Annotated in this window: 39 protein-coding genes; 19 read left to right on the top strand and 20 right to left on the bottom strand. The window is 31.0% G+C overall.

What is annotated here, in order from left to right:
- The 3 genes from HA148_RS09695 to HA148_RS06340 are packed head-to-tail and all read right to left on the bottom strand — an operon-like array spanning nucleotide 1 to nucleotide 631.
- Complete coding sequence (locus HA148_RS09695; RefSeq protein WP_374938803.1) at nucleotides 1-204, bottom strand: chlorophyll a/b-binding protein; 204 nt, start codon at nucleotides 202-204, stop codon at nucleotides 1-3.
- Nucleotides 165-425 carry a chlorophyll a/b-binding protein gene (locus tag HA148_RS06345; protein ID WP_209131193.1) on the bottom strand — a complete coding sequence of 87 codons (261 nt, stop codon included), beginning with the start codon at nucleotides 423-425 and terminating at the stop codon, nucleotides 165-167. The genes HA148_RS09695 and HA148_RS06345 overlap by 40 nt, the downstream gene beginning before the upstream one ends.
- Nucleotides 425-631 carry a high light inducible protein gene (locus HA148_RS06340; protein ID WP_011376777.1) on the bottom strand — a complete coding sequence of 69 codons (207 nt, stop codon included), beginning with the start codon at nucleotides 629-631 and terminating at the stop codon, nucleotides 425-427. The genes HA148_RS06345 and HA148_RS06340 overlap by 1 nt, the downstream gene beginning before the upstream one ends.
- Before the next feature lie 303 nt (nucleotides 632-934).
- Between HA148_RS06340 and HA148_RS06335 the strand changes: the two genes are divergently transcribed.
- Nucleotides 935-1,063 carry a high light inducible protein gene (locus HA148_RS06335; RefSeq protein ID WP_011863249.1) on the top strand — a complete coding sequence of 43 codons (129 nt, stop codon included), beginning with the start codon at nucleotides 935-937 and terminating at the stop codon, nucleotides 1,061-1,063.
- Between the two features lie 73 nt (nucleotides 1,064-1,136).
- Here HA148_RS06335 and HA148_RS06330 read toward each other — a convergent pair whose 3' ends face one another.
- From HA148_RS06330 to HA148_RS06315, 4 genes are all read right to left on the bottom strand, one after another.
- A complete protein-coding gene (locus HA148_RS06330; RefSeq protein ID WP_209131191.1) occupies nucleotides 1,137-1,874 on the bottom strand; it encodes a type 1 glutamine amidotransferase in 738 nt (245 codons plus the stop codon).
- Nucleotides 1,871-2,167 carry a heat-labile enterotoxin alpha chain gene (locus tag HA148_RS06325; protein WP_209131189.1) on the bottom strand — a complete coding sequence of 99 codons (297 nt, stop codon included), beginning with the start codon at nucleotides 2,165-2,167 and terminating at the stop codon, nucleotides 1,871-1,873. The genes HA148_RS06330 and HA148_RS06325 overlap by 4 nt, the downstream gene beginning before the upstream one ends.
- 11 nt (nucleotides 2,168-2,178) lie before the next feature.
- On the bottom strand, nucleotides 2,179-2,469 hold the full coding sequence (locus HA148_RS06320; RefSeq protein WP_209131187.1) for an inward rectifier potassium channel: 291 nt from the start codon (nucleotides 2,467-2,469) through the stop codon (nucleotides 2,179-2,181).
- Nucleotides 2,470-2,586: 117 nt separating this feature from the next.
- A complete protein-coding gene (locus HA148_RS06315; RefSeq protein WP_209131185.1) occupies nucleotides 2,587-2,856 on the bottom strand; it encodes a DUF1651 domain-containing protein in 270 nt (89 codons plus the stop codon).
- 113 nt (nucleotides 2,857-2,969) lie between these two features.
- Here HA148_RS06315 and HA148_RS06310 point away from each other — a divergent pair, with 113 nt between their 5' ends.
- From HA148_RS06310 to HA148_RS06300, 3 genes are all read left to right on the top strand, one after another.
- Entirely contained in the window at nucleotides 2,970-3,188 is a 219-nt protein-coding gene (locus tag HA148_RS06310) for a hypothetical protein (RefSeq protein ID WP_245152035.1), read from the top strand.
- 73 nt (nucleotides 3,189-3,261) lie between these two features.
- Nucleotides 3,262-3,423 (top strand): hypothetical protein, encoded by a 162-nt coding sequence (locus tag HA148_RS06305; protein WP_209131183.1) that lies wholly within the window; start codon nucleotides 3,262-3,264, stop codon nucleotides 3,421-3,423.
- Nucleotides 3,424-3,476: 53 nt separating this feature from the next.
- Nucleotides 3,477-3,899 carry a cupin domain-containing protein gene (locus HA148_RS06300; protein ID WP_209131181.1) on the top strand — a complete coding sequence of 141 codons (423 nt, stop codon included), beginning with the start codon at nucleotides 3,477-3,479 and terminating at the stop codon, nucleotides 3,897-3,899.
- 42 nt (nucleotides 3,900-3,941) lie between these two features.
- Here HA148_RS06300 and HA148_RS06295 read toward each other — a convergent pair whose 3' ends face one another.
- Both HA148_RS06295 and HA148_RS06290 read right to left on the bottom strand, forming a co-directional pair.
- A complete protein-coding gene (locus HA148_RS06295) occupies nucleotides 3,942-5,645 on the bottom strand; it encodes a protein adenylyltransferase SelO family protein (protein WP_209131179.1) in 1,704 nt (567 codons plus the stop codon).
- Nucleotides 5,646-6,050: 405 nt separating this feature from the next.
- Nucleotides 6,051-7,394, bottom strand: a complete 1,344-nt coding sequence (locus HA148_RS06290) for a sodium-dependent transporter (RefSeq protein WP_209131177.1) — start codon at nucleotides 7,392-7,394, stop codon at nucleotides 6,051-6,053.
- A 138-nt stretch (nucleotides 7,395-7,532) separates the two neighbouring features.
- Between HA148_RS06290 and HA148_RS06285 the strand changes: the two genes are divergently transcribed.
- The 11 genes from HA148_RS06285 to HA148_RS06240 all read left to right on the top strand — a co-directional run bounded on the left by HA148_RS06285 (nucleotide 7,533) and on the right by HA148_RS06240 (nucleotide 11,970).
- Nucleotides 7,533-7,814, top strand: coding sequence for a DUF3764 family protein (locus HA148_RS06285; RefSeq protein ID WP_079294569.1), 282 nt, complete (start codon nucleotides 7,533-7,535; stop codon nucleotides 7,812-7,814).
- 15 nt (nucleotides 7,815-7,829) lie between these two features.
- Complete coding sequence (locus HA148_RS06280; protein WP_209131174.1) at nucleotides 7,830-8,129, top strand: hypothetical protein; 300 nt, start codon at nucleotides 7,830-7,832, stop codon at nucleotides 8,127-8,129.
- 80 nt (nucleotides 8,130-8,209) lie between these two features.
- Entirely contained in the window at nucleotides 8,210-8,566 is a 357-nt protein-coding gene (locus HA148_RS06275; protein WP_209131172.1) for a hypothetical protein, read from the top strand.
- A gap of 554 nt (nucleotides 8,567-9,120) precedes the next feature.
- A complete protein-coding gene (locus HA148_RS06270) occupies nucleotides 9,121-9,351 on the top strand; it encodes a hypothetical protein (RefSeq protein ID WP_209131169.1) in 231 nt (76 codons plus the stop codon).
- A complete protein-coding gene (locus tag HA148_RS06265; protein ID WP_079339875.1) occupies nucleotides 9,327-9,569 on the top strand; it encodes a DUF2839 family protein in 243 nt (80 codons plus the stop codon). The genes HA148_RS06270 and HA148_RS06265 overlap by 25 nt, the downstream gene beginning before the upstream one ends.
- Nucleotides 9,570-9,747: 178 nt before the next feature.
- Complete coding sequence (locus tag HA148_RS09630; RefSeq protein ID WP_257471598.1) at nucleotides 9,748-9,882, top strand: hypothetical protein; 135 nt, start codon at nucleotides 9,748-9,750, stop codon at nucleotides 9,880-9,882.
- Nucleotides 9,883-10,245: 363 nt separating this feature from the next.
- The gene (locus tag HA148_RS06260) at nucleotides 10,246-10,521 is read left to right on the top strand and encodes a hypothetical protein (protein ID WP_209131167.1); all 276 of its coding nucleotides are present in this window, start codon (nucleotides 10,246-10,248) and stop codon (nucleotides 10,519-10,521) included.
- Nucleotides 10,522-10,710: 189 nt separating this feature from the next.
- A complete protein-coding gene (locus HA148_RS06255; RefSeq protein ID WP_198513551.1) occupies nucleotides 10,711-10,881 on the top strand; it encodes a hypothetical protein in 171 nt (56 codons plus the stop codon).
- A gap of 192 nt (nucleotides 10,882-11,073) precedes the next feature.
- Nucleotides 11,074-11,364 carry a hypothetical protein gene (locus HA148_RS06250; RefSeq protein WP_209131165.1) on the top strand — a complete coding sequence of 97 codons (291 nt, stop codon included), beginning with the start codon at nucleotides 11,074-11,076 and terminating at the stop codon, nucleotides 11,362-11,364.
- Nucleotides 11,365-11,519: 155 nt separating this feature from the next.
- Entirely contained in the window at nucleotides 11,520-11,666 is a 147-nt protein-coding gene (locus tag HA148_RS06245; RefSeq protein ID WP_187146050.1) for a hypothetical protein, read from the top strand.
- Nucleotides 11,667-11,772: 106 nt separating this feature from the next.
- Nucleotides 11,773-11,970 carry a DUF2839 family protein gene (locus HA148_RS06240; RefSeq protein ID WP_209131163.1) on the top strand — a complete coding sequence of 66 codons (198 nt, stop codon included), beginning with the start codon at nucleotides 11,773-11,775 and terminating at the stop codon, nucleotides 11,968-11,970.
- 28 nt (nucleotides 11,971-11,998) lie between these two features.
- On the opposite strand, the gene HA148_RS06235 is transcribed toward HA148_RS06240, so the two are convergent.
- The 4 genes from HA148_RS06235 to HA148_RS06220 all read right to left on the bottom strand — a co-directional run bounded on the left by HA148_RS06235 (nucleotide 11,999) and on the right by HA148_RS06220 (nucleotide 12,970).
- On the bottom strand, nucleotides 11,999-12,259 hold the full coding sequence (locus HA148_RS06235; protein ID WP_025979844.1) for a hypothetical protein: 261 nt from the start codon (nucleotides 12,257-12,259) through the stop codon (nucleotides 11,999-12,001).
- A complete protein-coding gene (locus tag HA148_RS06230; RefSeq protein ID WP_025900698.1) occupies nucleotides 12,260-12,397 on the bottom strand; it encodes a DUF3721 domain-containing protein in 138 nt (45 codons plus the stop codon). It lies immediately after the preceding gene.
- A gap of 86 nt (nucleotides 12,398-12,483) precedes the next feature.
- Nucleotides 12,484-12,714, bottom strand: coding sequence for a hypothetical protein (locus HA148_RS06225; RefSeq protein WP_209131161.1), 231 nt, complete (start codon nucleotides 12,712-12,714; stop codon nucleotides 12,484-12,486).
- A gap of 112 nt (nucleotides 12,715-12,826) precedes the next feature.
- Nucleotides 12,827-12,970 (bottom strand): hypothetical protein, encoded by a 144-nt coding sequence (locus HA148_RS06220; RefSeq protein WP_011818700.1) that lies wholly within the window; start codon nucleotides 12,968-12,970, stop codon nucleotides 12,827-12,829.
- Nucleotides 12,971-14,464: 1,494 nt separating this feature from the next.
- Here HA148_RS06220 and HA148_RS06210 point away from each other — a divergent pair.
- Nucleotides 14,465-14,776 (top strand): DUF3303 domain-containing protein, encoded by a 312-nt coding sequence (locus HA148_RS06210; RefSeq protein ID WP_075506887.1) that lies wholly within the window; start codon nucleotides 14,465-14,467, stop codon nucleotides 14,774-14,776.
- A gap of 59 nt (nucleotides 14,777-14,835) precedes the next feature.
- Entirely contained in the window at nucleotides 14,836-15,006 is a 171-nt protein-coding gene (locus tag HA148_RS06205; RefSeq protein WP_209131159.1) for a chorismate-binding protein, read from the top strand.
- 63 nt (nucleotides 15,007-15,069) lie between these two features.
- Here the strand turns inward: HA148_RS06205 and HA148_RS06200 are convergent, their stop codons facing one another.
- The 3 genes from HA148_RS06200 to HA148_RS06190 form a co-directional block, all read right to left on the bottom strand.
- Complete coding sequence (locus tag HA148_RS06200) at nucleotides 15,070-15,234, bottom strand: hypothetical protein (protein ID WP_209131157.1); 165 nt, start codon at nucleotides 15,232-15,234, stop codon at nucleotides 15,070-15,072.
- Between the two features lie 11 nt (nucleotides 15,235-15,245).
- The gene (locus HA148_RS06195) at nucleotides 15,246-15,431 is read right to left on the bottom strand and encodes a hypothetical protein (RefSeq protein WP_209131155.1); all 186 of its coding nucleotides are present in this window, start codon (nucleotides 15,429-15,431) and stop codon (nucleotides 15,246-15,248) included.
- A gap of 247 nt (nucleotides 15,432-15,678) precedes the next feature.
- On the bottom strand, nucleotides 15,679-15,822 hold the full coding sequence (locus HA148_RS06190) for a hypothetical protein (RefSeq protein ID WP_209131153.1): 144 nt from the start codon (nucleotides 15,820-15,822) through the stop codon (nucleotides 15,679-15,681).
- 189 nt (nucleotides 15,823-16,011) lie between these two features.
- On the opposite strand from HA148_RS06190, the gene HA148_RS06185 reads away from it, so the two are divergent.
- Complete coding sequence (locus tag HA148_RS06185) at nucleotides 16,012-16,650, top strand: SOS response-associated peptidase (RefSeq protein WP_209131151.1); 639 nt, start codon at nucleotides 16,012-16,014, stop codon at nucleotides 16,648-16,650.
- A gap of 94 nt (nucleotides 16,651-16,744) precedes the next feature.
- Entirely contained in the window at nucleotides 16,745-17,467 is a 723-nt protein-coding gene (gene rluF, locus HA148_RS06180; protein ID WP_209131149.1) for a 23S rRNA pseudouridine(2604) synthase RluF, read from the top strand.
- A 69-nt stretch (nucleotides 17,468-17,536) separates the two neighbouring features.
- Here the strand turns inward: rluF and HA148_RS06175 are convergent, their stop codons facing one another.
- The 4 genes from HA148_RS06175 to HA148_RS06160 form a co-directional block, all read right to left on the bottom strand.
- Nucleotides 17,537-19,219 carry a hypothetical protein gene (locus HA148_RS06175; protein ID WP_209131146.1) on the bottom strand — a complete coding sequence of 561 codons (1,683 nt, stop codon included), beginning with the start codon at nucleotides 19,217-19,219 and terminating at the stop codon, nucleotides 17,537-17,539.
- Nucleotides 19,220-19,854: 635 nt separating this feature from the next.
- Entirely contained in the window at nucleotides 19,855-20,112 is a 258-nt protein-coding gene (locus tag HA148_RS06170; protein WP_209131144.1) for a high light inducible protein, read from the bottom strand.
- An 82-nt stretch (nucleotides 20,113-20,194) separates the two neighbouring features.
- On the bottom strand, nucleotides 20,195-20,560 hold the full coding sequence (locus HA148_RS06165) for a DUF1330 domain-containing protein (protein ID WP_209131142.1): 366 nt from the start codon (nucleotides 20,558-20,560) through the stop codon (nucleotides 20,195-20,197).
- 174 nt (nucleotides 20,561-20,734) lie between these two features.
- The gene (locus HA148_RS06160; RefSeq protein ID WP_209131140.1) at nucleotides 20,735-20,962 is read right to left on the bottom strand and encodes a hypothetical protein; all 228 of its coding nucleotides are present in this window, start codon (nucleotides 20,960-20,962) and stop codon (nucleotides 20,735-20,737) included.
- Nucleotides 20,963-21,183 lie beyond the last annotated feature (221 nt).

The following is a 21,183-nucleotide window of genomic DNA, read 5'->3' as shown; positions in this document are numbered from 1 at the left end:
TTAAAAAATTCCTGGGATTATCCATCCGAATAAGCCATAATTTACAACTAATGCAAATAAGCCCATCATTGCCATTCTTCCATTAGTTCTCTCGGCGTTTTGCCAATAAGTTGTTTTTGAATTTTCCATTTTTCTGATTTGTAGAGATGTTAGATAGTAGGTTTTTAAACAAAACCAGGAATTATTTGACCTGTTGTTAGGTATGCTCCAACAGCAGCAATTAATCCAAGCATTGCGAATCTGCCGTTAAGAGTTTCAGCAACAACTTTTTCTTTTTCGATTGTTTTGACTTTTTTGTTTGTGTTTTTCATTTGATTAGAAGATGAATAGTTTAAATTTTCGTTTTGAAATTGCTTGGTTAAATAAGCAACGAGGATGGCTGTAAAGAATACAATTACGGCTAAGAAACCTGAAAGTGGACTCATTAAAAAATGCCAGGAATAATTTGTCCGGTTGAAACGTAAGCACCTACTAAAGCAACAAGCCCAATCATTGCCCAACGACCGTTAACTTTTTCTGCATTTTGAGGGTAGCTGTCGTAAGAAACAGACTCATCTATGTAAGGACGTGTCTCAGTAGGAAACATATTCTGTCTGCCACCTGATTCAGTAGTAACGTTTGAATTAGCCATTGAAGTTGTGTAATTGTTAATTAATGTAACACTACTATTAACAAATGTAAAGTATTAAGCCCAAATTAAGTTATTTTCAATATATTTACTACATAAATGTAACATATCAGTAACAAAGATTTCGAAATTGTTGTTTTTTGGCTTGCTACGCTTTACATATTAGATCGAAAACTATTAAGAGTTCAATTTGTTGTCTAAGTATTTATTTTTTAAATCTTTAGAAAGATATCAATTTGGTAGAAAAAACTACATCATTCTAAAATTTGAATAATTAGTTTTTAGATATAACATTTTTCACTTATTATGGAATTCGCAAAAAAAATCATGACCGAAAAAGCAGAAAAGCTTAATGGTAAAGCCGCAATGCTTGGAATGTTTGCTCTTGTAGGAGCTTATTATTTTACTGGTCAAATTCTTCCAGGAATTTTCTAGTAAAAATCCTTTTTAAATTTTTTTCAGGGCTTTCTCAAGCCCTTTTTTACTGGATGATTATATTATTCCCTTTTTAATTATCTAATAATTCAAATAATTTACTTATTAGAAGCTTTCTTTTTAAAAAAGTTTTATCAATATATTTTTGATTCTCTTCTTTTAAAATTTCCTGGCCATTTAAGCCTAATCCTTTAAGGACAAACTCTTTATCTTCTTTAATCCAGTTATTTATCATTCCCCCCGTCGTCTCTATATGGAATTGCAATCCGTAAGCAAAATTACCAATCCTAAAAAACTGTTCCTTACAACGTGCACTACTAGCAATGAGTACTGCTTTATTAGGTAATAAAATCCTATCTCCATGCCAATGTAGTACATGAAAAGGGTCTTCAAACAGTGCTTTAAAGTCTTTATTCGATTTGTCTATAAAAATTTGAGACCATCCAATTTCTGGCAATACTTTTGGAGGTGATCCAAATTTAAGAATTTCTACATCTCCCCCAGCAGCACTCGCAAGCAACTGAGCACCTAAGCAAACACCGATTATAGGTCTCTCATGTTCTAATTCTTTTTTTATAAAATCTCTTTCTAACCTAAGCCATGGATATCTTTCGCTTCCAATATCTTTAACTCCCATTGGTCCACCCATACTTAAAATTAAGTCACCTTTTTTTGTTTGCGGCAGAGTATTTTTGTTATCTAAGCGAATAATTTCTATTTTTAAATCTCTTTCTTTAGCAAATTGTTCAAAAAGACCAGGCCCCTCTATTTCTAAATGCTGCAAAACTAATAAGCGTCTTATTTTCTTCATTCACTTTCCATTATTTCAGCTGATTCAGAACAGACATTAACGCTAAACCACTTCATTGCCAACCAAGTATCTTCTTGGTATGTACCTGCTGCAATACTTACAAAACAATCATTTTCATACCAACTTCGATAACTGGGAGTTACTCCCGTTCCTTTTAATCTATTTTCTAAGCCTTTCCCATATTTTTTAATAACAAGATTTATAGCTTCATTCTCAATTTCTCTTTGCTTTTCATCAGCAAAACCTCCAAGTGGAATAAAAAAAAGAATTGATGCAATAAGTAAACGTATCATTGAGTCTTTTTTTAAATGTAGCTAATTTCATATCGATTAATTAATTTTTTAAAATCATCTACTCTATTCTGTCCATTCTTTAATGGTCTTGAGGAGTCAAGAACGGCTGCACAACATAATTGCCAACAAGAATTTTCATCTAGTCCTAATTTCTTGCATGTATTTTTTGGGGCTTTGATAACTGTATTTATTTCTGCTATATGTTGAGTAGTTTCCCATAATTCTCCTTCAAGAAAGTCAAGTTCAATACTTGATAATAATTCTGTAGCAACGTAATCCTTAATTAGCTCAGTTAATTCCAAAATATTTTATCGAAGTAGAAGAAGTTAAATCATCTTTTAGTATTGGTATAGCAAGATAAAAAAAAAGGAGCTAGTTTGCTCTTTACATATATAAAGGCTTTTTCTTGGCAGGGGTCCTTATCCATAATTGTGAGCCACTTCTGTCCACCCTTTTTGGTGCAGTTCGTGCCATTTTACCCAAGCTAAATCTATGTTGAGTGTTTCAGATGATTTGTACCCTCCAGGTTCTCCAAGGTGATTTGTATAGAAAAGATGAGTATGGATTTTTAAATTAGTTTTAGGAGAATTTTTGCATTCTTCGAAAAAGATCATTCTGCTGCCTTCCGGATTGATTAGACATCCGTTTGGCATGCTAGTGCTACAACCAAAATAGTAAATAGGCTTCATGCTTTCACCTTATTAGGCTATTTGAGTATTAATACATTTGTACTACAAATTATATTCTTTCTGTTTTGCTGTCAATACTTTTAGGGTAATGTACTTATTTACTAATAATTATTTTGTTTTTTAATAAAAAAGATAATTTAGTTGAACTTATGAATTACAGGGAAGATTTAGAAATCAAACTACAAAAAGTAACACTTGCGATACAGGAGGTTGTAGAGGATGCCTATAAAACCGAACATGAGAAGCAAAAAATTATTGGTAAACTAATTGACTTTAAAGAAGCAATAATATCAAAAGGTATTGAACTTCATATTGAATTAGAGGCAGCTTAGAAATATTGTAAAACTCATGAATATTTAATAGCTTTTAGAATATTAGTATTTACAGAGAAGGTTAATTTATCAAATGCAGCCTGGAACTTTTGAATTATTGATCCTAGTATTTATCTTTTTAGGTCTTCAAGCTTGGTGGATTATCCCATTAGTTATTAAGAATAATAAATTAAATAATAGAGGTAAGGATTTAAGAGAGGAAATTAAGCAATTAGAAAAGTTATACAAAAAATAAATTAGTTTATTATTTTTGCAAACTAACTATTATTAGTGAAACTCAAATATCTAATGAGATTAAAAAAATTTATTCCAGTTTGCTTCCTTTTTATTGGGACTTTAGCTTTACCACAACCTTCTCTTTCTGAAGAAAAGATTGAAGTTATACCTATTATTCAAAGTTCAAATGGACTTAGTGGTAAAAATTTTAATTATCTCGAGGGTAAGCCTGAATTAAGACTCTTAAAAGTAAAAATTCCAGTAGGCTTGAAAACTCCAATTCATACTCATCCCTCCCCAATGTTGATTCATGTTACCAGAGGAAGATTAAAGCATGTGAGGGGTGAAGAAATTAATTTCTTTAAAGCGGGTGATGCATTTATAGAGAGTAATAATGGGGGCCCTCACTATGTGAAAAATGTTGGAAAGAAGCCTGCCATACTTCATGTGGGAGTTGTATCAGTAGTTGGAATGCCTACGGCAATAAATAAATAAAATTTTTCTCAAGGTTGTATTATCAGTATGAGGATTGAACTTTTATGAAGAACAGCTGTAGTGAGATACTCCTCCATAGTTAAAATACTGGCTTGGCTTTAGTCGATTATATTTTTGATCTATTTCTGATGATTGTTCTATATATGGATTGCTAAAGACATCCTGTAACTCTTTTATTTTTTTGTAATTTCCTTTTTCAGCTTCTTCATATGCGGGAACGACCATCCATTCGCGCCAAGTATAGACTGGATTAATGGATTTCATTGATGCTGATTTCGCTTTAATATTTCCCTCTTTCTTCAAGATTGATTGCCAGTTTTTAAGCCATACTTCCCACCTATTAGTGAGCTCATTATCAATTGGAAAATAGAAACTGTCTTTTAATGAATCTAAGTTGTCAGATATTTCAGAGAGTTTACGGAACAAAATTGTATAGTCTGCTTTTGAAATGACCATGAGATTAAAAAATTCATTTATTAGAGTTTCGTTGTAATGTTCTAAACCAAGCTTGTTTGCCCACATTTTCTTCAACTCTTTGTTCATCAATTCTGAAAAATCCTTTTCGATTTGATCTAACTTTTCTTGATATTGTTTGTTTCCTGAAAGTAACGGACTAAGAGAGGAACAGAATGTTTTAAAGTTGATTGCCGCAGCAGAAGGTTGGTTGAAAAATGAGAAATGTTCACCTCCACCTGTCCATGGTTGAAATCTTGGATCAAATAATTCACAGAATCCAAAGGGGCCATAATCCAAGGTATAACCTCCAGCAGCACAATTATCACTATTGAAGTTACCCTGGCAATAACCAACTCGCATCCAGTTGGCTATAAGTGATATGAGTCTTGATCTGTATAAAGATGCCAGTTTTAATACCTTACTTTCAATTGAAATCTCAAATTCAATTTCATCTTTATAATTTCTATCAATAAGATGTTTAACTATCATCTTTAGTTCATTGAGGGCCTCATCATGCGCATTATCCCGAACTCGTCTTGCAAAAAGTTCAATCTGGCCTACACGTAAAAAAGATGGAGCGACTCTCGTAGTAATTGCCGCTAGATTATCAATCATGATGTCAGGTTCAAAATACCTTGACCCTTTGGAATACCACGGTCTTTTAACTATTTCTGAACGTGAGACATAAAGTGTTAAAGATCTTGAGGTAGGGATTCCCAAGGCATCCATTAACTCCTGTGCGAGAAATTCTCGTACGCTAGACCTTAAGACAGCTCTACCATCTGCTCCACGACAGTAGGGAGTTGGACCTCCTCCTTTAAGTTGCATTTCCATTCTTTTCCCATTGAATAAACCTTCAAAAACAGAAATTGCTCTGCCATCGCCATAACCATTGCCAGTGCCAAAGGGACATTGCTGGGTATATTCAGTCCCGTAAATTGATAATGCATAACCTGTTGCCCAACCAACAGGACTCATTGGATAATTAGCAACAGAAATATCACCTGAGAAAAAACGACAAAAATTCTTGTCTTTAGTAAGATCTGAACTTAGCCTTAGTTCTTTAAAAAGTTTGTTGCTATGGGAAATATATTCTGGATTTGGAATAGCAGTTGGAACAACTGGTACGTAATGACCTGAATATACTGAACGCGGCTTATGATCATTTCCATCTTTTGTTGATTTAGGATCTGCTTTAAGAGAATCCATAAAAGAATAGTCAGATAGTTGAGAAAATTCATAAAAATTTTCTGTAAGCTTTCCTTTTAATGAATCAGATTTGGTTGACATCAAATTTGCTATCTATTCTTGTAGGCGTTCTAATTTCTTTAAATAAAACATCTAAATGTATTTTATATAGTTTCTATTAGGGATGGTTTATGCCGATACATTCGAGATTAAATATAAGTTAAATTTTAATACTTCATTAAAAAAAGGTTACGCAGTAAAACATTTTCTTGAGAAAAATATTTAGACATTAGTAATAAAACAAAGCACTTAGCATTCATATCAATTTTTTAATTATTAACCATTACAAATACTTAATTATTGACTAGTATTTTTTTTGAGTTTGATCAAAAATAATGCGAAAAAGTTAAACTATTTTATCTTTTTTTGATCTGCACCCCTCTCCATATTTCCTAACTATATCGCAGTAAATTTATTCAATTTTATACATTAAAATTTTATTTATTTTTAACTTACCCAGCCTTTAAGCAAATCAAACACACTAATAAATAGTCCAAAACCAATAATTGGGGGCGCAACCCATCTTGTCATGAATTTCAAATAACGTGTCGTTTTGATTCCAACTTTTGAATCACTAAGTTCTTCATTAAACTTTCCAGGTACTACCCATCCCATAAAGAAAGTAACCAAGAATCCACCAAAGATAAGTAATACACCTCCAAAAATCGAATCAATAGTTCCAAGAATGTTTAAGTTTAATGCTGAAGGAATGCCTGCTAAGAATAAGAAAAGAGTTATCAGCCAAACAGATTTTTCTCTTTTAAAACCAAATTTATCCATTAAAGAGGAAACTGGAACTTCCAATAATGAAACAGAGGAAGTTATTGCTGCAATATAAGCTAGTGCGAAAAATGCAACAGCTACTATTCTTCCAACCGCTCCATATGAACCAAGGCCCGTAGGAATTGATATAAATAATGCACCAACTGTTGATTCAGAAATTGCATCATTTAAACCAAATGTTAAAACTATCGGAAAAGTAATAAGTCCTGCCATAAGACCCACCAAAGTATCCAATGATGCAACTCCAACACTTAATTTTGGAAGATTACTCTTTTTATTTAGATAAGAAGCGTAAGTTACCATTACTCCAATTCCTAAACTTAAAGAAAAGAAAGCTTGAGTAAAAGCATTTCTTATGGTTTGAGGGTTCCTTAATTCATCAAAGTCAAATTTAAACAAAAATGTTTTATATCCTTCCCATGCGCCTGACAGTGAAGTGGCCCATATTGCAAGAGATAGAAGAATTATAAAAAGTATAGGCATAAAGAATCTTGTTACCTTTTCGATTCCTTTTTTTATCCCAGATGAAACTATTATTGCAGTAAGAACGAGACTTAATAGGTGCCCCAATAAAACACTGCTACCACTACTAATTGAGCCAAAGAAAGTTTCTGCTTCACTTAAATTTTTTGGTAATCCAAAAAATAATGAATGGAACAAGGTATCTGCGGTCCACCCCATTATGACTGAATAATATGATGCTATTCCCAAGGGAGCTATAAAGAAAAGAATTCCTAATGGATACCAATTTTTTCCAGCTAACTTTACTGGTGCAAGCAATGTGCTGGCGGTAGCGTTTCTTCCTAAAGCCATTTCAGCAACAAATACAGGAAGGCATACAATTAAAACGATTAGTACGTATAAAAGTACAAAAGCAGCACCTCCACCTTGAGAGGCTCTGTAGGCGAAACCCCAAAGGTTACCAAGACCTACTGCGCTACCAGCAGCTGCAAGAATGAATCCCAACTTACTAGTCCATTGTTCTCTTGGAGAAATTTTTGAGTTCAAAATTAAAATCTGTTTTTTATAGTTGATTTATAACTTAAAAGTAAAAATTAGTTAATACCTTGCTTAATAAAAACTAATCTTTATTCAATTATTTTTTTGCAAAAAGATTTAAAATCTAAAAAACATCTTATAACTACCATGACCATTGAAACGACTATTCTAGATTTTCAACTAAGTAATACGTTTGAACAATATGAATCTCATATGAATGCTGAGGAACAGCAGTCGATGTTTAAAGAAATGGGTGTAAAAACATTTTATATTGGTAAATCTATAGATGATCCAAAAAGGGCAACTGTAATTTTTCAAGGACCAGAAAATGTTCTATACGATATTTTTATGAATCCTGAGACAAAACCTATTGTTGAAGCTTCAGGGCATATTTATGAGGGTACAAAAATAACTCGATGGATTTCTTGAAAAAATAAATCTTTTATGAATTATCAACTTTTAATTGAATCATATTCTTTTGGGACATCCCTTTCTGAGCAAGAAATAGAACTTTTAAGTCTGGAACTTGAAACTCAAATCATGAACATTAATATATCAACAGATTTTGGGTGTTTTAAATCGGCCCCCACCCATATTTGTGAAGGTCTAAATTTAAAAAAAGATACTTATTGGATTATGTGCCTTGCTGAAATATTAGATTTACATAAATCCCCCCAATTTGGGAAAACGAAAAGTGCGGAGGTTTTTGATTTACTTCTTGAAAAAGGACTTGTTATTGGTTAATTATTTAACTATTTTAGTATTAAAAAAATAAGTTGTTTTTTCTTTATCCTGATAGCATTAACTTAGGCTTAGATAAATAAATGAAAGATTCTAATGAATTGATATTGGGAAATATTATGAAGCTAACTAGATCAAGTGAGAAGAAATTTAAACAAGGAAATTTTAAAGGGGCAATAGATGACAAAATGAAGGCTAATGCAATTTTGAAATCCAAATCTTGTGATGAAAAAATTATTGAAAAATATAGAGAAGAATTATCTAGATTGTATTCCTCAAAATTTGATCTTATTTTCGATCATAAGCTGAAAATTGATGAAATAAAGAGAAATCAAATAGTAAAAATGCTGGAACAAAAAAGTAAGGAAAAATTAAAAAGTCTTGATTATAAAGGAGCAGTAAAAGCCTTTAGGAGGGCTGAAAAATATTTTTCAAATTAAAATCAATCTAAATTTCAGAGATTTTATAAGATAAATTAAATTTATAAGTTTGAGAATAAAAAATGATGAAAGGGTTGATTTTTTTTCAGAATTCGTTTCTTTAAATATATATCATTTTTTTTACTACTCATGGTTATGCCCCAATCTACCTTGGAAAGCTTATTATTTTTTTTGATACTCTCTCTTCTTGCAACGTACATAGTTAATTTAAAATATTCTTCGAAATTAAAAATCCAGAAGTAGTTTTTTTATTTATCTTTTTTCTTTATTAGATTTATTTCCTTGGATCACTCCAAGTCTCTTTGTATAACCAGCTCAAAAAGGTCAGAGTCAGTATATTCCCAAATGCATATGTTATTCCTAATAATGGGTCATAAATATTGGCAATAATCGTCGACATTATAAAGATTATTAACCCTGAAACAACCAAATCCTGAATAGGCAAATGGTTAAAATTCACCGAATTTATCATTTGATAATTGTTTTTAATAAATTAAATTAATTATAAAACCAACAAGTACCTTATTTTTTTATGAGGCAATATCATTTAAGGTATGAATAATTTTAGGATTGCTAAAATAATTATAGTTTTTTCATCATTATCGTATTTGAGTGTTTCTTTTTTAAGAAATTATAATTCTCCAGAAAATATAGAAAAAAGGTGTATTCTTAAATTTGAAAAAGATTTTAAAAATAATTTGGAAACATCTGATGAAGAATGGAATCAAATTTTAGATTTAGCTGATAACAATTATTTAAAATGTATGGGAATACCTCAGTATTAATTATGGGAGAGGCAAAGAGAAGAAAAAATTTAGGTATTCCGCCTAGAGAAAAAACTGAAGATATAAAGTTGCCTCAACTTGATAAAAAAGCCATACAACAAAAAGTAAGGTCTACATTGTATAAATATCCAATTATCCCTTTTCTTTTTTATGGAGCTGCAATATTGATCCTAATCGGAGGTTTATTTTATGTTTTCAAATCCTTCAATATAGCTTAATTAAAAGGATTATTAATTTTGATATTTATGATTTTTTGGCATCATCAATAAAAAACTTGAAGGATATAAATGAGCAATTTTCATTGTGCAAAAATAATCAAAGAAATAATATATGAGAATTATTTACAGTTGACACCATCATATGGTGTTGTAATTTTAGATTAAATTAAAACTATTTATGAAGAAAATAAATAAAAAATATTATGAAATAATGCGTCAAGCTGATAATGCAGTTGGAAGAAAAGAAGTAGTTAGTTTATTAAAAAAAGCTGCAATAATTATGTCTAAATCTCAGGAAAACTTAGCTGCTTAAATTAAAAAACTATTTTATTAGGATAAATAAAACACCATAAAGAATGATTGATGAGGATGCAGCCATAATGATAAATGGTAGTATCATGCCTGAGTTTAACCATCTTAAAAGTCTAATTTTTTTGTTAATTACTCTTGGCATCTTTTCTGATTCCCTTAATTGCAACCTAACAAGTAAATAAATGGTGTAAATGATTAATTAATCTTTTTAAATATCATTCTTTAGCTATTTTGGAATTAAGTTTTCTAAAGAAAATTTTTATTGCATCTGGATTTTTTATCTTATGAGAAATTTTTAGGTAATTAATACCTTGTATTCTTCAAATTTCTTATGCAAGATTTAGAAACATTAGATTTCTAAATAATGATTAAAAATTTAAAAGAGGGCCCTGAAGAATTTAAAGATTATGATTCAGAACTGTTACTTAAGATTCTAAATAAGACATCACTGGAGAATGAAAAAGGCGATGATAAAGAACTATTTGTAGATGAAAATTGGAAAATTAATACAAAAAATTTGAGTAATATAATTCATTCAGACAATTCAAATTTGAAAAGAATATTATCAGATATTTTCCCTAATAAAAAAATAGTGATTCAGGATAATAATGATGGGTCGCAAACAATTTTCTTATCCTAATTTAGGAAATATTAAAACCTTGTTTATACTATCTATTCAATATTTATTTTTTTGAGAAAAATTTAGTAAAAATTACTCTCGCAGAATTTTTTTAAAGATGTTATTGTTCATTTACGTTCATCCAAGTTTATATCTCTGGACGCATGAAATGGGAGTAGGGAACGGGATTCTCATTAACTGCAAAAGACCATGAATAACCTCTTACAAATAAGAGAAAAAATCAAAAGAGCCAATAGGCTATATGAAGCCCAACTTTTGGCTACTAAAAGTGGAGAAGTTACTCCATACAGGAGATCCGTCTTTGAAGAAAGAATCAGGAAAACACAAAAAGAAATGAAATTGAAAGACTCAAAAAATTAAATTCTTTTTTGAGACTGATCAATTAAGAGGGGGTTTTATCCCTCTCTTTTTTTGTTTTTATAAAAACAATGTAATTATTAATGTATTTTTTCGATTATCGATTATTAAAAAGAACATAATTTTGATGCTTTTACTATTGATTTAAATTATATAAATGGCAAATTTAATTCAGTAATTTAGAGTTAAATAAATATGTTTAAAAAGAAAAATAAAAAAATTAAAACCGCACCCAATAAATCAAATTTAGAACAAGTCTTATGGTTTATAGAAAATTATTTGCCCCAAAAGAAAGACCGAGGTGTTCAAAAAAAATTGTATATGGATAATCTAGAAGTAGAGACTATTAAGATATTTTCTAAATTAGCTTCTACACGTTCTAAAACATTATTTCCAACTACAAAAAATACGACAATCTCTTTTACCTTTGGTAATTGGGCCTTGCCTTACCTGAAATTGCTTAAGAAAATAGGAATAGCTAAGTAAGAAAATTGTGATAGGCTAGAACTAGATTTATCCCGTAAATAAAAATAAATAAAGATTAAAAAGTCTTTGAAAGTTCTTTTCGAAATTTAAGGAGGAATACTTACTTTACATAAAAAATACAATTGCTAAGTTTAAGATAGGAGATCTATTCATTAATGTTTCTAAATTATCTGCCTAGTGAAATGGTTGAAGTTGTTGGTTTGACAATGATTTTTTCATTTCTAGTTGGAACTATCTTAATTTTGTTATTTACATCAGATCAGGCAAATACAAAGAATCTATATTTAAAGAAGGCAAAATAAATTTTAAATAATTTGTTTATCTACAAAGGACCTCTGTTTTTAATAAAGTTAACTCGCAGGTGTAGAGCATAATTTTTAATATTGATACATAAACAAATTTAAGATTATGGGCGAAGCTAAAAGAAGAGAAGAATTAGGATTACCATCTAGACAAAAAAATGAATTAAATAAATCTGATAGATACCTTTCATGGCTTCCAATTACTAAATCAAGAATTAAGAAATATCCTTATATGGGTGTAGCAACAATGGCACTAGGAGCGATAATTTTCTTAGTAAGTGGTGGCGCAAATAGTATTAATTAGTTAGATTTTGGCTTGGCTTAGAATATATCTAAGATTTTTTTTGTAATAGTTTAACGCCAGATATTATTGAGATTATTGAAGCTATACCAAGAAATATCGAGTAAAAAGGTTGCAAATTAATAATGCCAAAATTACCCGTATGCCATTTTATTAACCAAAAAGCATCTACTCCTAATGGTTGAAGAATACTATAAATAGTCCCAGATACAATAGTAATTAGTAAGGGGATTGCTGAAATTGCGGTTATTTTTCTGTGAATTTTTCTTTGATTTGTTTTTAATTTTTCCATCTATTTCCTCAAATAGATATGTAATTCTTTTTCGTTTTTGCATGGCATCCATTTATCTTGATTCTTATGTATTCCTTCGCAACCAAGTTCTAAAGCCCTTTTTTCAGCTTCCTCCTCAGAAAGAAATGTCCCCCTCATATGTGCAAGAGAATAATTATTGAAATTTAGAGATAAGAAAAATAAAAAAATAAAAAATTTAAAATTTCTAAGAATAATACGCATTTTTAACTTTTGAGGATAGTGTCACAAATACTAGATGGATTTGCTTGTTTAACTATTTTTAGTCTTTTGATAAGTTTGTCTCGATCTATTTGATGTTTTAAATATTTAATACATAAATTTTTTTTCTGATATACCTCTGCTATTGGAGTAATCTTTAAAGCAATTGCAAAAGTACCAATAACTAAAAGAATGTTTGTGGCTAGTCGAATGTTTGGTCGAAAATTTGATCTCATTCGTATTCTTTATTTATGTCAATAATTTCCCTTAAATATATATCTTTTAGCTCGTCATTATATCCATTTTCTTTTGCAAATTTCTCTAATTCCTTCAATTCTTTTTCTGTCATTAAGCAGATTTGGATATATTGTTTTTCATATCTTCAATTTGGTTGATTAATTCATCCAACCATTCCGTATTATTTTCGGATCTTTTCTGAAAATATGTAATTTTAGGTTGATTTATTTCTAGTGTCTCATAATCTCCACTCATAAATTACCCCTAAATTTATACTCTGCATAATTTATCTAGAGAGATTATGCACATCAATAGGTTCTATTACTTATTAGACATTTACCATGAGTAACAAGTTGCTTTTTTTAATAGTATAAATATCAAGGAATTTATCTCTAAAAAATATGGCAACTAATGAAGAACTAAAAAAAAGAATTGAGACTCTAGAAAAAGAAGTACAACATCTAAAAGCTGTTCTGCAATATCAAATGAGAAATAAGAAAAAGTGATTCTTATTGCATAGCAATTACTTTTGGTCAGATGAGCATTTTCTTTTGGTTGTTTTAGGTAACTAATGAAAAAGCTAAATATTAAAAATTTGTCCATAATTAATCACTTTTTGAAAAAATAACTTTAGTCATTGATATTTAGAACATATTTGTTTTTATATAGATAAAACTACCCCATATGATTAACTCAATAGCTATTACATTGTTATTATTAGGCTCTTTAGTCGCTTACAAAAGACTCAAAAGAAAGAAACGGCAATTTCATGCACCACCTACAAATCAGCTTCCTAGTTGAAGATTAAATTCCGTCTTCGTCTTCTCCAAAAGGATTGTACCTAATATCCCATATGAGAACTACTGCTATAGATAAAAGCAATAGACCAAAGATAACTTGAGGAGGTGGGAATAACATCAATGAAATATAACAATAATCAATAAGCTTTGCTTATAAAAATTTTAAAGGGTAATCGACATTGTTTGGTTCTAAATGTTTTACATAACATGCTGTTGTGCAATCTACTCCCTCACTATTCATGCTACAAGAAGTTATACATTCAAAAAAACTTTCCAAAGCATCTGAATCTTTAATATTTGAATAAATTTCATTTTTCATGTTCTATCTTCCATTCTGAGGCTTATGTATCAATTAATATTTATTAATGTCAAATTGTAAGTAAAGTACCTATCCACAATTTTAAAAAAAAAAACTATTGAATCTATAAGTTTTTTTCCCACCCTTCCTCTAAAATTTTTTTATATTCGTTTCTCGCTTCTTCGATAGATTCAACCCTTGAGACTTTCATAAATAGCTTACTTGATCAATTAAAGAAGCAACCATAAAAGATTTAAATTGCATTAACCATATAAGAGTTCTTAGAACTATCATCAAAAGGTTCAAATACTTTAATCCTCGATCTCACTTGATTGATTAAAGTAAATTTTTCCATAAAAAAAGGGAGTTAGCTTCGCTCCAATCAAAAAGCGGGATAATCCTTATCACCCAGCCCTTTTTAAAGTCTTAGCACTACATATGGTGCTTATAAGTATTTAAAATTACCTATTGATGGGGTTGATTGTTTCTGTTTAATTTGTCATTATAGGAGTCCCCATCACCTAGGCTCGTAAGAGTCTTTTTTTTTTGCTATTTTCCCATTTAGGCTTAAGCCCTTTTTAATTAGTGTTTAAAGACTTTTTATTTAATTTTTAAATTCGATAATTAATAATTAAAAAAATAATTTTATTCATGCAAACTTACATCGTTCACTGGCAATTTCCAGATCAAGAAAGTCATATGCAAGGGGCCGAAGCTTTTGCGGGTTTTATTGAAGGAGGATGCGAAGGTGATGAATTTGATGGGTTTAAAGTTCTTAATCGAGTAGTAAATCCTGAGGGAGCTAATGGTTGGGCAATAGTTGAATCTTCAAACCATCAGAACATATGGAAATGGAGTAGTATCTGGGTCGATAATTTTGGTGTAGAAATTGAAGTTACACCAGTTCTAACAGATAAAGAATTTCTTTCCGTCCATAAAGAAATTGCAGCAGCCTCTAACTAATAGTTAATCTTTTGAGTGTTTGACTGTTGATTTAATATAAAAAGGTAGTAAAAATTTTTATGGGAAAATTTTCTTCCCAAGAAATTGAAAGTCAATACAATTTAATAAAAATGCTTTTAGCTGAACCTGAAAAGTATAGAGATGCCAATAAAGCAATAACAAAAGATATTGCATATATGCCTGTAGAGCTTAAAAAAAACTTGAGGAAGAAAATACTATCTTATGAATGAATCAGAAATCGGATTAATCTTAATTGTTATTTTTAAAAATTAGTAAATAGCCATTCTCGTAAACTAACCGAGAGAGTCTAAATCTCTACGATGGTGAACTGTATTTGTGTAATCTTGGGGAACTTTCTGTTCTCTCATTAAATCTGCAATTGTTGGATAATCTTTTACATTATCAAGATCTCTTGAATTTTTTTCTTGAATTGCGAATGGTGATCTTTTTAAATTCATAATTAATTTCCTCAAAATTTTTGTTGGATTCTGATTACAGATCCTGGATTGTCATGTACGTAAGTGTTGAATTCTCTCGCAAGTATTAGGCAATCGTATGCATCTCGCGCGTAGAAGCCAACTTCGTGCGTCTTATTTGTTGAATCTTTGTAACTCAAAACATATTTATTACAAGATTTAATTGGTGTTGAAGGCATTTAATTTATCTCCGTTACCATTAAGTTCTAACTAGGGATGCTTATCAATCGACTAATAAAAATGTACGGTTTAAGGCACAAATATATACGGATAGAGGACCAACAACCTGATTTAAAAATTAATATAATAATGAGGACATTTTACGAAGAAAGAAAATATTTTCGTTATTCTTATAAAACTAATTTCACTGGTAAGCTAGTTTTGCAAGAAACTTTTGAAGATGATGTGTCTTTATAAACAAATCAACTATCTTGCTAAATAAGTTTGTTGAAGATTATAAATATATTTTTCTCCGTCATCATCATCGTCATCATCGTGGAAGGAAGAGATTAATACATAAACTCCTCCAAGTCCCAATAACATAGATAAATAAAGAATAGGATCTGTCATAATTCAAGTTTGAACCATTCACATTAAATTTGAGGAAGCTTTTCAATATCTATATTTTCTCTTAATTATTTGGATAAAAAATTTCTTCGATCAAAAAATTGTTTTTTATTTGAGAAAACTGAAAGTAGATCTAAAATAAAGTAAATTTAATGTATTTTTAAGTGAGTTTTAAAAATATTTTAAAAATAAATGTGCGGAAGATTTGAGCTGAAAACTAAATTTGAGAAGTTGCCAAAGGTTTTGAAACTAGACTATCCAATTGGACTTGATTCTAAATACGAGACTCAAAATGTAATTAGACCTAATGATCCTGTGCTTGTAGTTAAAAACGACGGAAGAATTAAAACTACTTTTATGACATGGGGCTTTATTTCCCCTTGGGCGAAAGACCCATTTGATAAAGAGAGACCAAGACCATTTAATGCAAGATCAGAAACCCTAGAAGAAAAAAAATTATTTAGTGGAAGTTGGAAACATAAAAGGTGCCTAATACCTGCGAGTGGTTTTTTTGAAAAAAAATATCGTTTTCGAAAGGAGAATTATGAGACTTTTTGGTTAGGAGCAATTTGGACTACGTGGACCTCACCAGATGGTGCTGAACTAGAGAGTTGCTGTGTTCTAACTACTGAGCCAAATGAATTAGTTAAACCTTTTCATCACCGAATGCCCGTTATTATACCTAATGGATATGAGAAACAATGGACAGAGCAAGTTAAAGATGTGAAGGAATTAAAAGGTTTGCTCCCCATCATAAAGGGGTGGGCACATGAGGGATGGCTAGTAGAAGATGTAAAGAAAAAAGAAACTGATCAAATGAGTTTGTTTTAAATTAATCGTTCATTTACAGCAGTACCGTTTAATTAATTTCTTTTTTGTTTGAAGTTAATTGAATTTAAGATAAATAAAAGTTAACTTAGACAAAATGGCTACCAGAATAAATAAATATTTAAGTGAAGTAGGTTTCTGTTCCAGAAGAAGAGCAGATAGGTTAATTGAAGAAGGAAAAGTAACCATTAATGGAAAGGTTCCTGAGATAGGTACCAAGGTAGAGGATAGTGATCTTGTAGAAGTTGAAGGTCAAAGAATAGAAAAATCAATGAAACAAAAAAACATATACTTAGCCTTTAATAAACCTGTTGGAATTGTTTGCACAACTAATAAGGTAGTTGAACCCAATAATATTATAGATTTTATTAAATATCCTAAAAGAATCTTTCCTATTGGAAGATTGGATAAGCCAAGTGAAGGACTTATATTTTTAACAAATGATGGCGATATCGTAAATAAAATATTGAGAGCAAGAAATAATCATGAAAAAGAATACATAGTAAGCGTTAATCGACCAATTAATAGAAAATTTATTCAGACAATGAGTCATGGAGTAGAAATATTAGGAACCATAACTAAGAATTGTTTTGTAGAACAATTGGGGCCGAATAAATTTAAAATAATACTCACTCAAGGGCTTAACCGTCAGATTAGGAGAATGTGTGAAACCTTAGGCTATAGAGTTCAGACATTAAAACGTGTAAGAATTATGAATATTAAGTTAGACGTGCCACCAGGAAAATATCGCAAATTTACCAAGGAAGAACTATTAGAATTGAATAAATTATTAGAAAAATCATTAAAAACATTTGACTAGCCTAAAATTTCTTCCCTTTAGCTCTTTTACACCAAATTTATTCTCAGATAAACTGTGAGGTTGGATTCTTTATTTTGATGCCCCATAACGCCAAACTAAACTGACATCCAAAATGTTGGCATCAAGATTTCCATTTTTAGAAATTACTTTTCCTATGCCAGTTTGAAGACTGAAGTCCCGATTTAAATTGTATTCTAACCCGACAGTCGGTTTGTATAATAATGCGCTTCCGCTATCAACCCCTCCGCCCCCTCCTGCACCTATGAGCATTTCGCCATAGAGTTGCAAGTTCTTCCAGCTTGGGCTAAAAACGCCTACCCCCCAGTGTCCCTCTGAATAACCACCGGCTCCTCCTGCATAAGCGCTTAATCCTTGTCCTGTAAGGTACCACCAATCTCCTCCTATCCAGTCAATTTTTCCCCCCATAAGTTGCATATCGCGAGGAGAGCCCCCCCTTCGTTGAGCTTCAAAATACCATTGATGCGCTGGCCGAAAGCGCCATTTGGTAGTTTCTATAAGCTCTGTTTCCTTTAAGAGAAAACCTTTTTGATCCTTAGCAAAGGTTTCCATTACATATGCCAAATTGAAGCCGACATATGGGGTATCAAAATTGCCATCTGGGGCGGTGAGATAGCCTCCGTCTATAATCAGGCTGAGATTAGAAGATGCTTGGTATTCCAATCCAAGATTTGCTCGGGCAACAAATCCTCCTCCGGTTTCGACCGCTCCGCCTCCGGCGCCTCCTATAGTTAGGGCGGGGAGTAAGGCTAGACGATCATCTTTGGTCAGGGGGAGGCGATAACCTATTCCAGCTAAAAGTTCGGCATACCCTCCTACTCCACCTGATACGGCACCAGCAGTTTCAAAGGTGGTAAACCAATTTTTATCAAGAAAGTAAGAGTATTCTACTCCGACCAGAACCAATGAATCATCAATTGAACCGCCGGAAGTGGTTTTGCTGCCTATGGTCGGATAATAGTTGCGAATGCGAGTAGCTAGGTGCGATCGGTGGAGGCTCACATTGCTTAATTCAGTTCCAAAGTAATCCGAAACAGTCAGCCCAGTATCTTCCCAATTGAGTGCAGGTGAACTGAATGGTATATCCAGTGAAAGCGCGACTGCATCGCTGGATATATCACCGTTGGGGAAGTCTACGTAGCTATAATTAAGTCCTAATATGCTCCAGTTAAAGTCGTACTTGAGACCTATATGCGGACGTATCATTAAACCTCCTCCTTGCGCCGCGGCACCACCACCTCCTGCACCAACATAGCCTCCTGCATCGAAAATCAAGTTTTCGGTTAATGGACGTTCAACGCCTAAGGTATAACCACCAGTAAAAAATCCGCCACGGCGTCCGCTTGCGGCACCGTAAAGAGTGACACCGCTATATAGTCCATGATTATGTCGATCGTAGGTTCCAATACTATATAAACCCATTCTTTCGCCGGCATCTGGCATATCAATTTCCTCAAATGAAAATCGCAAGCTTCTATTGTTCCAAGTTGCTGGATTAATTTGCGTTTTGTCCAGCTTCTTTGATTTAGATTTTAAATTTTTATTTTCAAAATAACTTTTCTCGTCATTATAAGATTTCCAAATAATCTTTTTTAAAGGTTTTTCTTTATGATCAAGTACTTTTTCCCACTTGATTGAATTAAATTTAGAAGAATCTTTTATACTTTTTTCTGCAAAAACATTTACAAAATTTAAAATTTGAGCAATTATGAAAAAATAAAATGCAATCTTCATTTCATAAGTCTCTCAATATCTTTTTTTAATAATACTTATATAAATATATATAAATCGCAATATATACAAGCTATAAATTAATAGTTGTCGGGATATCTAAATTTCACATGACAAAATAAGTCACTATTGACGGCGTAATGAGGGGTTTTGAAATTTTTTATTAAATTTATCGCCACTTATTATTATGAAACTTGTATTTATTTCACTTTCTGGAGAAGATACAAATCAATCATGAGTTAAGAAAAAGTTTTTAATAATATCTATCTCTCTTAAAGTACAACTAAATCTTTTAACTGTAATTTGGCTTTATGAATTATGAGGGTAGATACTATGGAAAATGCACGAAAAGAATATAAACAACTATAAAAAAAAGGTTGGAGGAGACCAGTATTTTTAGAAATTGTTTTTAAGGATAAAAGTCCACTTTTAAATGCATTAAACACTACCTTGGAGGGTTTTTAATCAATTGCAACTTAAAGACTTGAATATTTTACGGTGAAGTGGAGGTAACTAACATCATTGAAAAATGATCAGCCAAAATAAATAGCAGATGTAGTTGAAACAAACGCAGTATATTGGAGAAAATGTCTTCCAGACTAATCTAAAACATTTTTATCAAGATCAGAATTACTGATTTAAAGGATTGGATATGCTATCCATCCAAATAAGGTGTAGTTAATAATGACAGCCATGAAGCCTATCATTGCCAGCCTTCCATTTGTTCTTTCTGCAATAAACCAATAGCTATTTGGCCATTCAAAAAATTCACCCATCTTGGATGTTTGATCTTCTGAAAATGAAAACTCTTTAGGAGTATTGTCCTGATCAAGATAAAAATTACTATCTGGGTAATAGCTTTCGCTTCGAATATTGTCTTCTTTTTTTTCGATCATTATATTAAATATTTGATTTATACATCTTAATTACAAAAAACGCTAAATAGGTTAAAAAGTTATTTCATTAATAAAATATTTTTTATCTATTTCTTTCAACTATTCTGAAATTCATATCTATAGCTCCTTTTCTTAAAGGAATAATTTCTTGATAATCACCTTCATAGCAATCCTGCGCCGCTTTTTTGCTTGGGAATTGTGCGAGCACAGTAAACGGTCCTTCATATCCTTCTCTTACATCTGTTTCATAATCAACTGTTAATGTCTTTGCTCCGCAACCTTTAACAACTACGTCATTTACTTTTTCAAAGTATTTACCTGCTTGATCAGGATTTGTAATTCTGCCAGAAATCATTACATAACCAACATTCTTGTCTTTTGGAACTTTATAACCAATCGCAAGCCCAGCAATGCCAGCAATTAAACTAATCAAAATAGTTTTTTTCATTTAAAATTGAATTTTTAAAAATGTTATACGATTCTCTTTAAGTTGGCTGTAAATTATTAACTATTAGCAATGCAAATAGTAAGCGCTTCAATTATCTTCTTAAAAATTTTATATTGGGATAGATCAAGTATCCCAAAAATACAATCATTGTGATTACATATATAGTTTCATAAGTCATCTTATAAAGTAAATAATTCCACCAACAAAAGTGCTTGCTACAAGAAGCAATGCCATAAGAAGTGCGATTAATTTTGGTAAACTTCCAATCATTTTTTCCTGTTTTTTATATTTAAAAATAAGTTTGTATAATTCGCAATCACTAATAACAGCAGAAGAAATGTATTTATGGACATTAAAAAAGAAGGTAGTTATTTCCTCTAATGTAAATCGACTGTCAATCAATAAAATTATAGGTCGAGGGTAGAAACAATAAACCTCTCCAGAAATTCCAACTACTAGAGAGGTTATTAAATTGACTCGTACTATATAAAGTCAATGTATGTCTGGGAGTAAACGAAGAGTGTACTCATTGAGATTTTGCCTCAAATAATTTCTAACATAAGAATTTAAAATAACTTATTTAAACTCTCCAATATATTTCATAGACTACATCTATACATTTA

Source organism: Prochlorococcus marinus XMU1405 (assembly GCF_017696275.1).
GTDB classification, from domain to species: domain Bacteria; phylum Cyanobacteriota; class Cyanobacteriia; order PCC-6307; family Cyanobiaceae; genus Prochlorococcus_A; species Prochlorococcus_A marinus_AB.
The sequence above is the reverse complement of the archived record's forward strand: the minus strand, read 5'-3'. Positions and strand labels throughout refer to the sequence as shown.

Excerpts from the sequence above, each read along its gene's own strand:
- HA148_RS06345 (WP_209131193.1), bottom strand. The coding sequence starts at position 425 with ATGAGTCCACTTTCAGGTTTCTTAGCCGTAATTGTATTCTTTACAGCC.
- HA148_RS06340 (WP_011376777.1), bottom strand. The coding sequence starts at position 631 with ATGGCTAATTCAAACGTTACTACTGAATCAGGTGGCAGACAGAATATG.
- HA148_RS06335 (WP_011863249.1), top strand. The coding sequence starts at position 935 with ATGGAATTCGCAAAAAAAATCATGACCGAAAAAGCAGAAAAGCTTAAT.
- HA148_RS06330 (WP_209131191.1), bottom strand. The coding sequence starts at position 1,874 with ATGAAGAAAATAAGACGCTTATTAGTTTTGCAGCATTTAGAAATAGAG.
- HA148_RS06325 (WP_209131189.1), bottom strand. The coding sequence starts at position 2,167 with ATGATACGTTTACTTATTGCATCAATTCTTTTTTTTATTCCACTTGGA.
- HA148_RS06315 (WP_209131185.1), bottom strand. The coding sequence starts at position 2,856 with ATGAAGCCTATTTACTATTTTGGTTGTAGCACTAGCATGCCAAACGGA.
- HA148_RS06305 (WP_209131183.1), top strand. The coding sequence starts at position 3,262 with ATGCAGCCTGGAACTTTTGAATTATTGATCCTAGTATTTATCTTTTTA.
- HA148_RS06300 (WP_209131181.1), top strand. The coding sequence starts at position 3,477 with ATGAGATTAAAAAAATTTATTCCAGTTTGCTTCCTTTTTATTGGGACT.
- HA148_RS06295 (WP_209131179.1), bottom strand. The coding sequence starts at position 5,645 with ATGTCAACCAAATCTGATTCATTAAAAGGAAAGCTTACAGAAAATTTT.
- HA148_RS06285 (WP_079294569.1), top strand. The coding sequence starts at position 7,533 with ATGACCATTGAAACGACTATTCTAGATTTTCAACTAAGTAATACGTTT.
- HA148_RS06280 (WP_209131174.1), top strand. The coding sequence starts at position 7,830 with ATGAATTATCAACTTTTAATTGAATCATATTCTTTTGGGACATCCCTT.
- HA148_RS06275 (WP_209131172.1), top strand. The coding sequence starts at position 8,210 with ATGAAAGATTCTAATGAATTGATATTGGGAAATATTATGAAGCTAACT.
- HA148_RS06270 (WP_209131169.1), top strand. The coding sequence starts at position 9,121 with ATGAATAATTTTAGGATTGCTAAAATAATTATAGTTTTTTCATCATTA.
- HA148_RS06265 (WP_079339875.1), top strand. The coding sequence starts at position 9,327 with ATGTATGGGAATACCTCAGTATTAATTATGGGAGAGGCAAAGAGAAGA.
- HA148_RS09630 (WP_257471598.1), top strand. The coding sequence starts at position 9,748 with ATGAAGAAAATAAATAAAAAATATTATGAAATAATGCGTCAAGCTGAT.
- HA148_RS06260 (WP_209131167.1), top strand. The coding sequence starts at position 10,246 with ATGATTAAAAATTTAAAAGAGGGCCCTGAAGAATTTAAAGATTATGAT.
- HA148_RS06255 (WP_198513551.1), top strand. The coding sequence starts at position 10,711 with ATGAATAACCTCTTACAAATAAGAGAAAAAATCAAAAGAGCCAATAGG.
- HA148_RS06250 (WP_209131165.1), top strand. The coding sequence starts at position 11,074 with ATGTTTAAAAAGAAAAATAAAAAAATTAAAACCGCACCCAATAAATCA.
- HA148_RS06245 (WP_187146050.1), top strand. The coding sequence starts at position 11,520 with ATGTTTCTAAATTATCTGCCTAGTGAAATGGTTGAAGTTGTTGGTTTG.
- HA148_RS06240 (WP_209131163.1), top strand. The coding sequence starts at position 11,773 with ATGGGCGAAGCTAAAAGAAGAGAAGAATTAGGATTACCATCTAGACAA.
- HA148_RS06235 (WP_025979844.1), bottom strand. The coding sequence starts at position 12,259 with ATGGAAAAATTAAAAACAAATCAAAGAAAAATTCACAGAAAAATAACC.
- HA148_RS06230 (WP_025900698.1), bottom strand. The coding sequence starts at position 12,397 with ATGAGGGGGACATTTCTTTCTGAGGAGGAAGCTGAAAAAAGGGCTTTA.
- HA148_RS06225 (WP_209131161.1), bottom strand. The coding sequence starts at position 12,714 with ATGAGATCAAATTTTCGACCAAACATTCGACTAGCCACAAACATTCTT.
- HA148_RS06220 (WP_011818700.1), bottom strand. The coding sequence starts at position 12,970 with ATGAGTGGAGATTATGAGACACTAGAAATAAATCAACCTAAAATTACA.
- HA148_RS06210 (WP_075506887.1), top strand. The coding sequence starts at position 14,465 with ATGCAAACTTACATCGTTCACTGGCAATTTCCAGATCAAGAAAGTCAT.
- HA148_RS06205 (WP_209131159.1), top strand. The coding sequence starts at position 14,836 with ATGGGAAAATTTTCTTCCCAAGAAATTGAAAGTCAATACAATTTAATA.
- HA148_RS06200 (WP_209131157.1), bottom strand. The coding sequence starts at position 15,234 with ATGAATTTAAAAAGATCACCATTCGCAATTCAAGAAAAAAATTCAAGA.
- HA148_RS06195 (WP_209131155.1), bottom strand. The coding sequence starts at position 15,431 with ATGCCTTCAACACCAATTAAATCTTGTAATAAATATGTTTTGAGTTAC.
- HA148_RS06190 (WP_209131153.1), bottom strand. The coding sequence starts at position 15,822 with ATGACAGATCCTATTCTTTATTTATCTATGTTATTGGGACTTGGAGGA.
- HA148_RS06185 (WP_209131151.1), top strand. The coding sequence starts at position 16,012 with ATGTGCGGAAGATTTGAGCTGAAAACTAAATTTGAGAAGTTGCCAAAG.
- rluF (WP_209131149.1), top strand. The coding sequence starts at position 16,745 with ATGGCTACCAGAATAAATAAATATTTAAGTGAAGTAGGTTTCTGTTCC.
- HA148_RS06175 (WP_209131146.1), bottom strand. The coding sequence starts at position 19,219 with ATGAAGATTGCATTTTATTTTTTCATAATTGCTCAAATTTTAAATTTT.
- HA148_RS06170 (WP_209131144.1), bottom strand. The coding sequence starts at position 20,112 with ATGATCGAAAAAAAAGAAGACAATATTCGAAGCGAAAGCTATTACCCA.
- HA148_RS06165 (WP_209131142.1), bottom strand. The coding sequence starts at position 20,560 with ATGAAAAAAACTATTTTGATTAGTTTAATTGCTGGCATTGCTGGGCTT.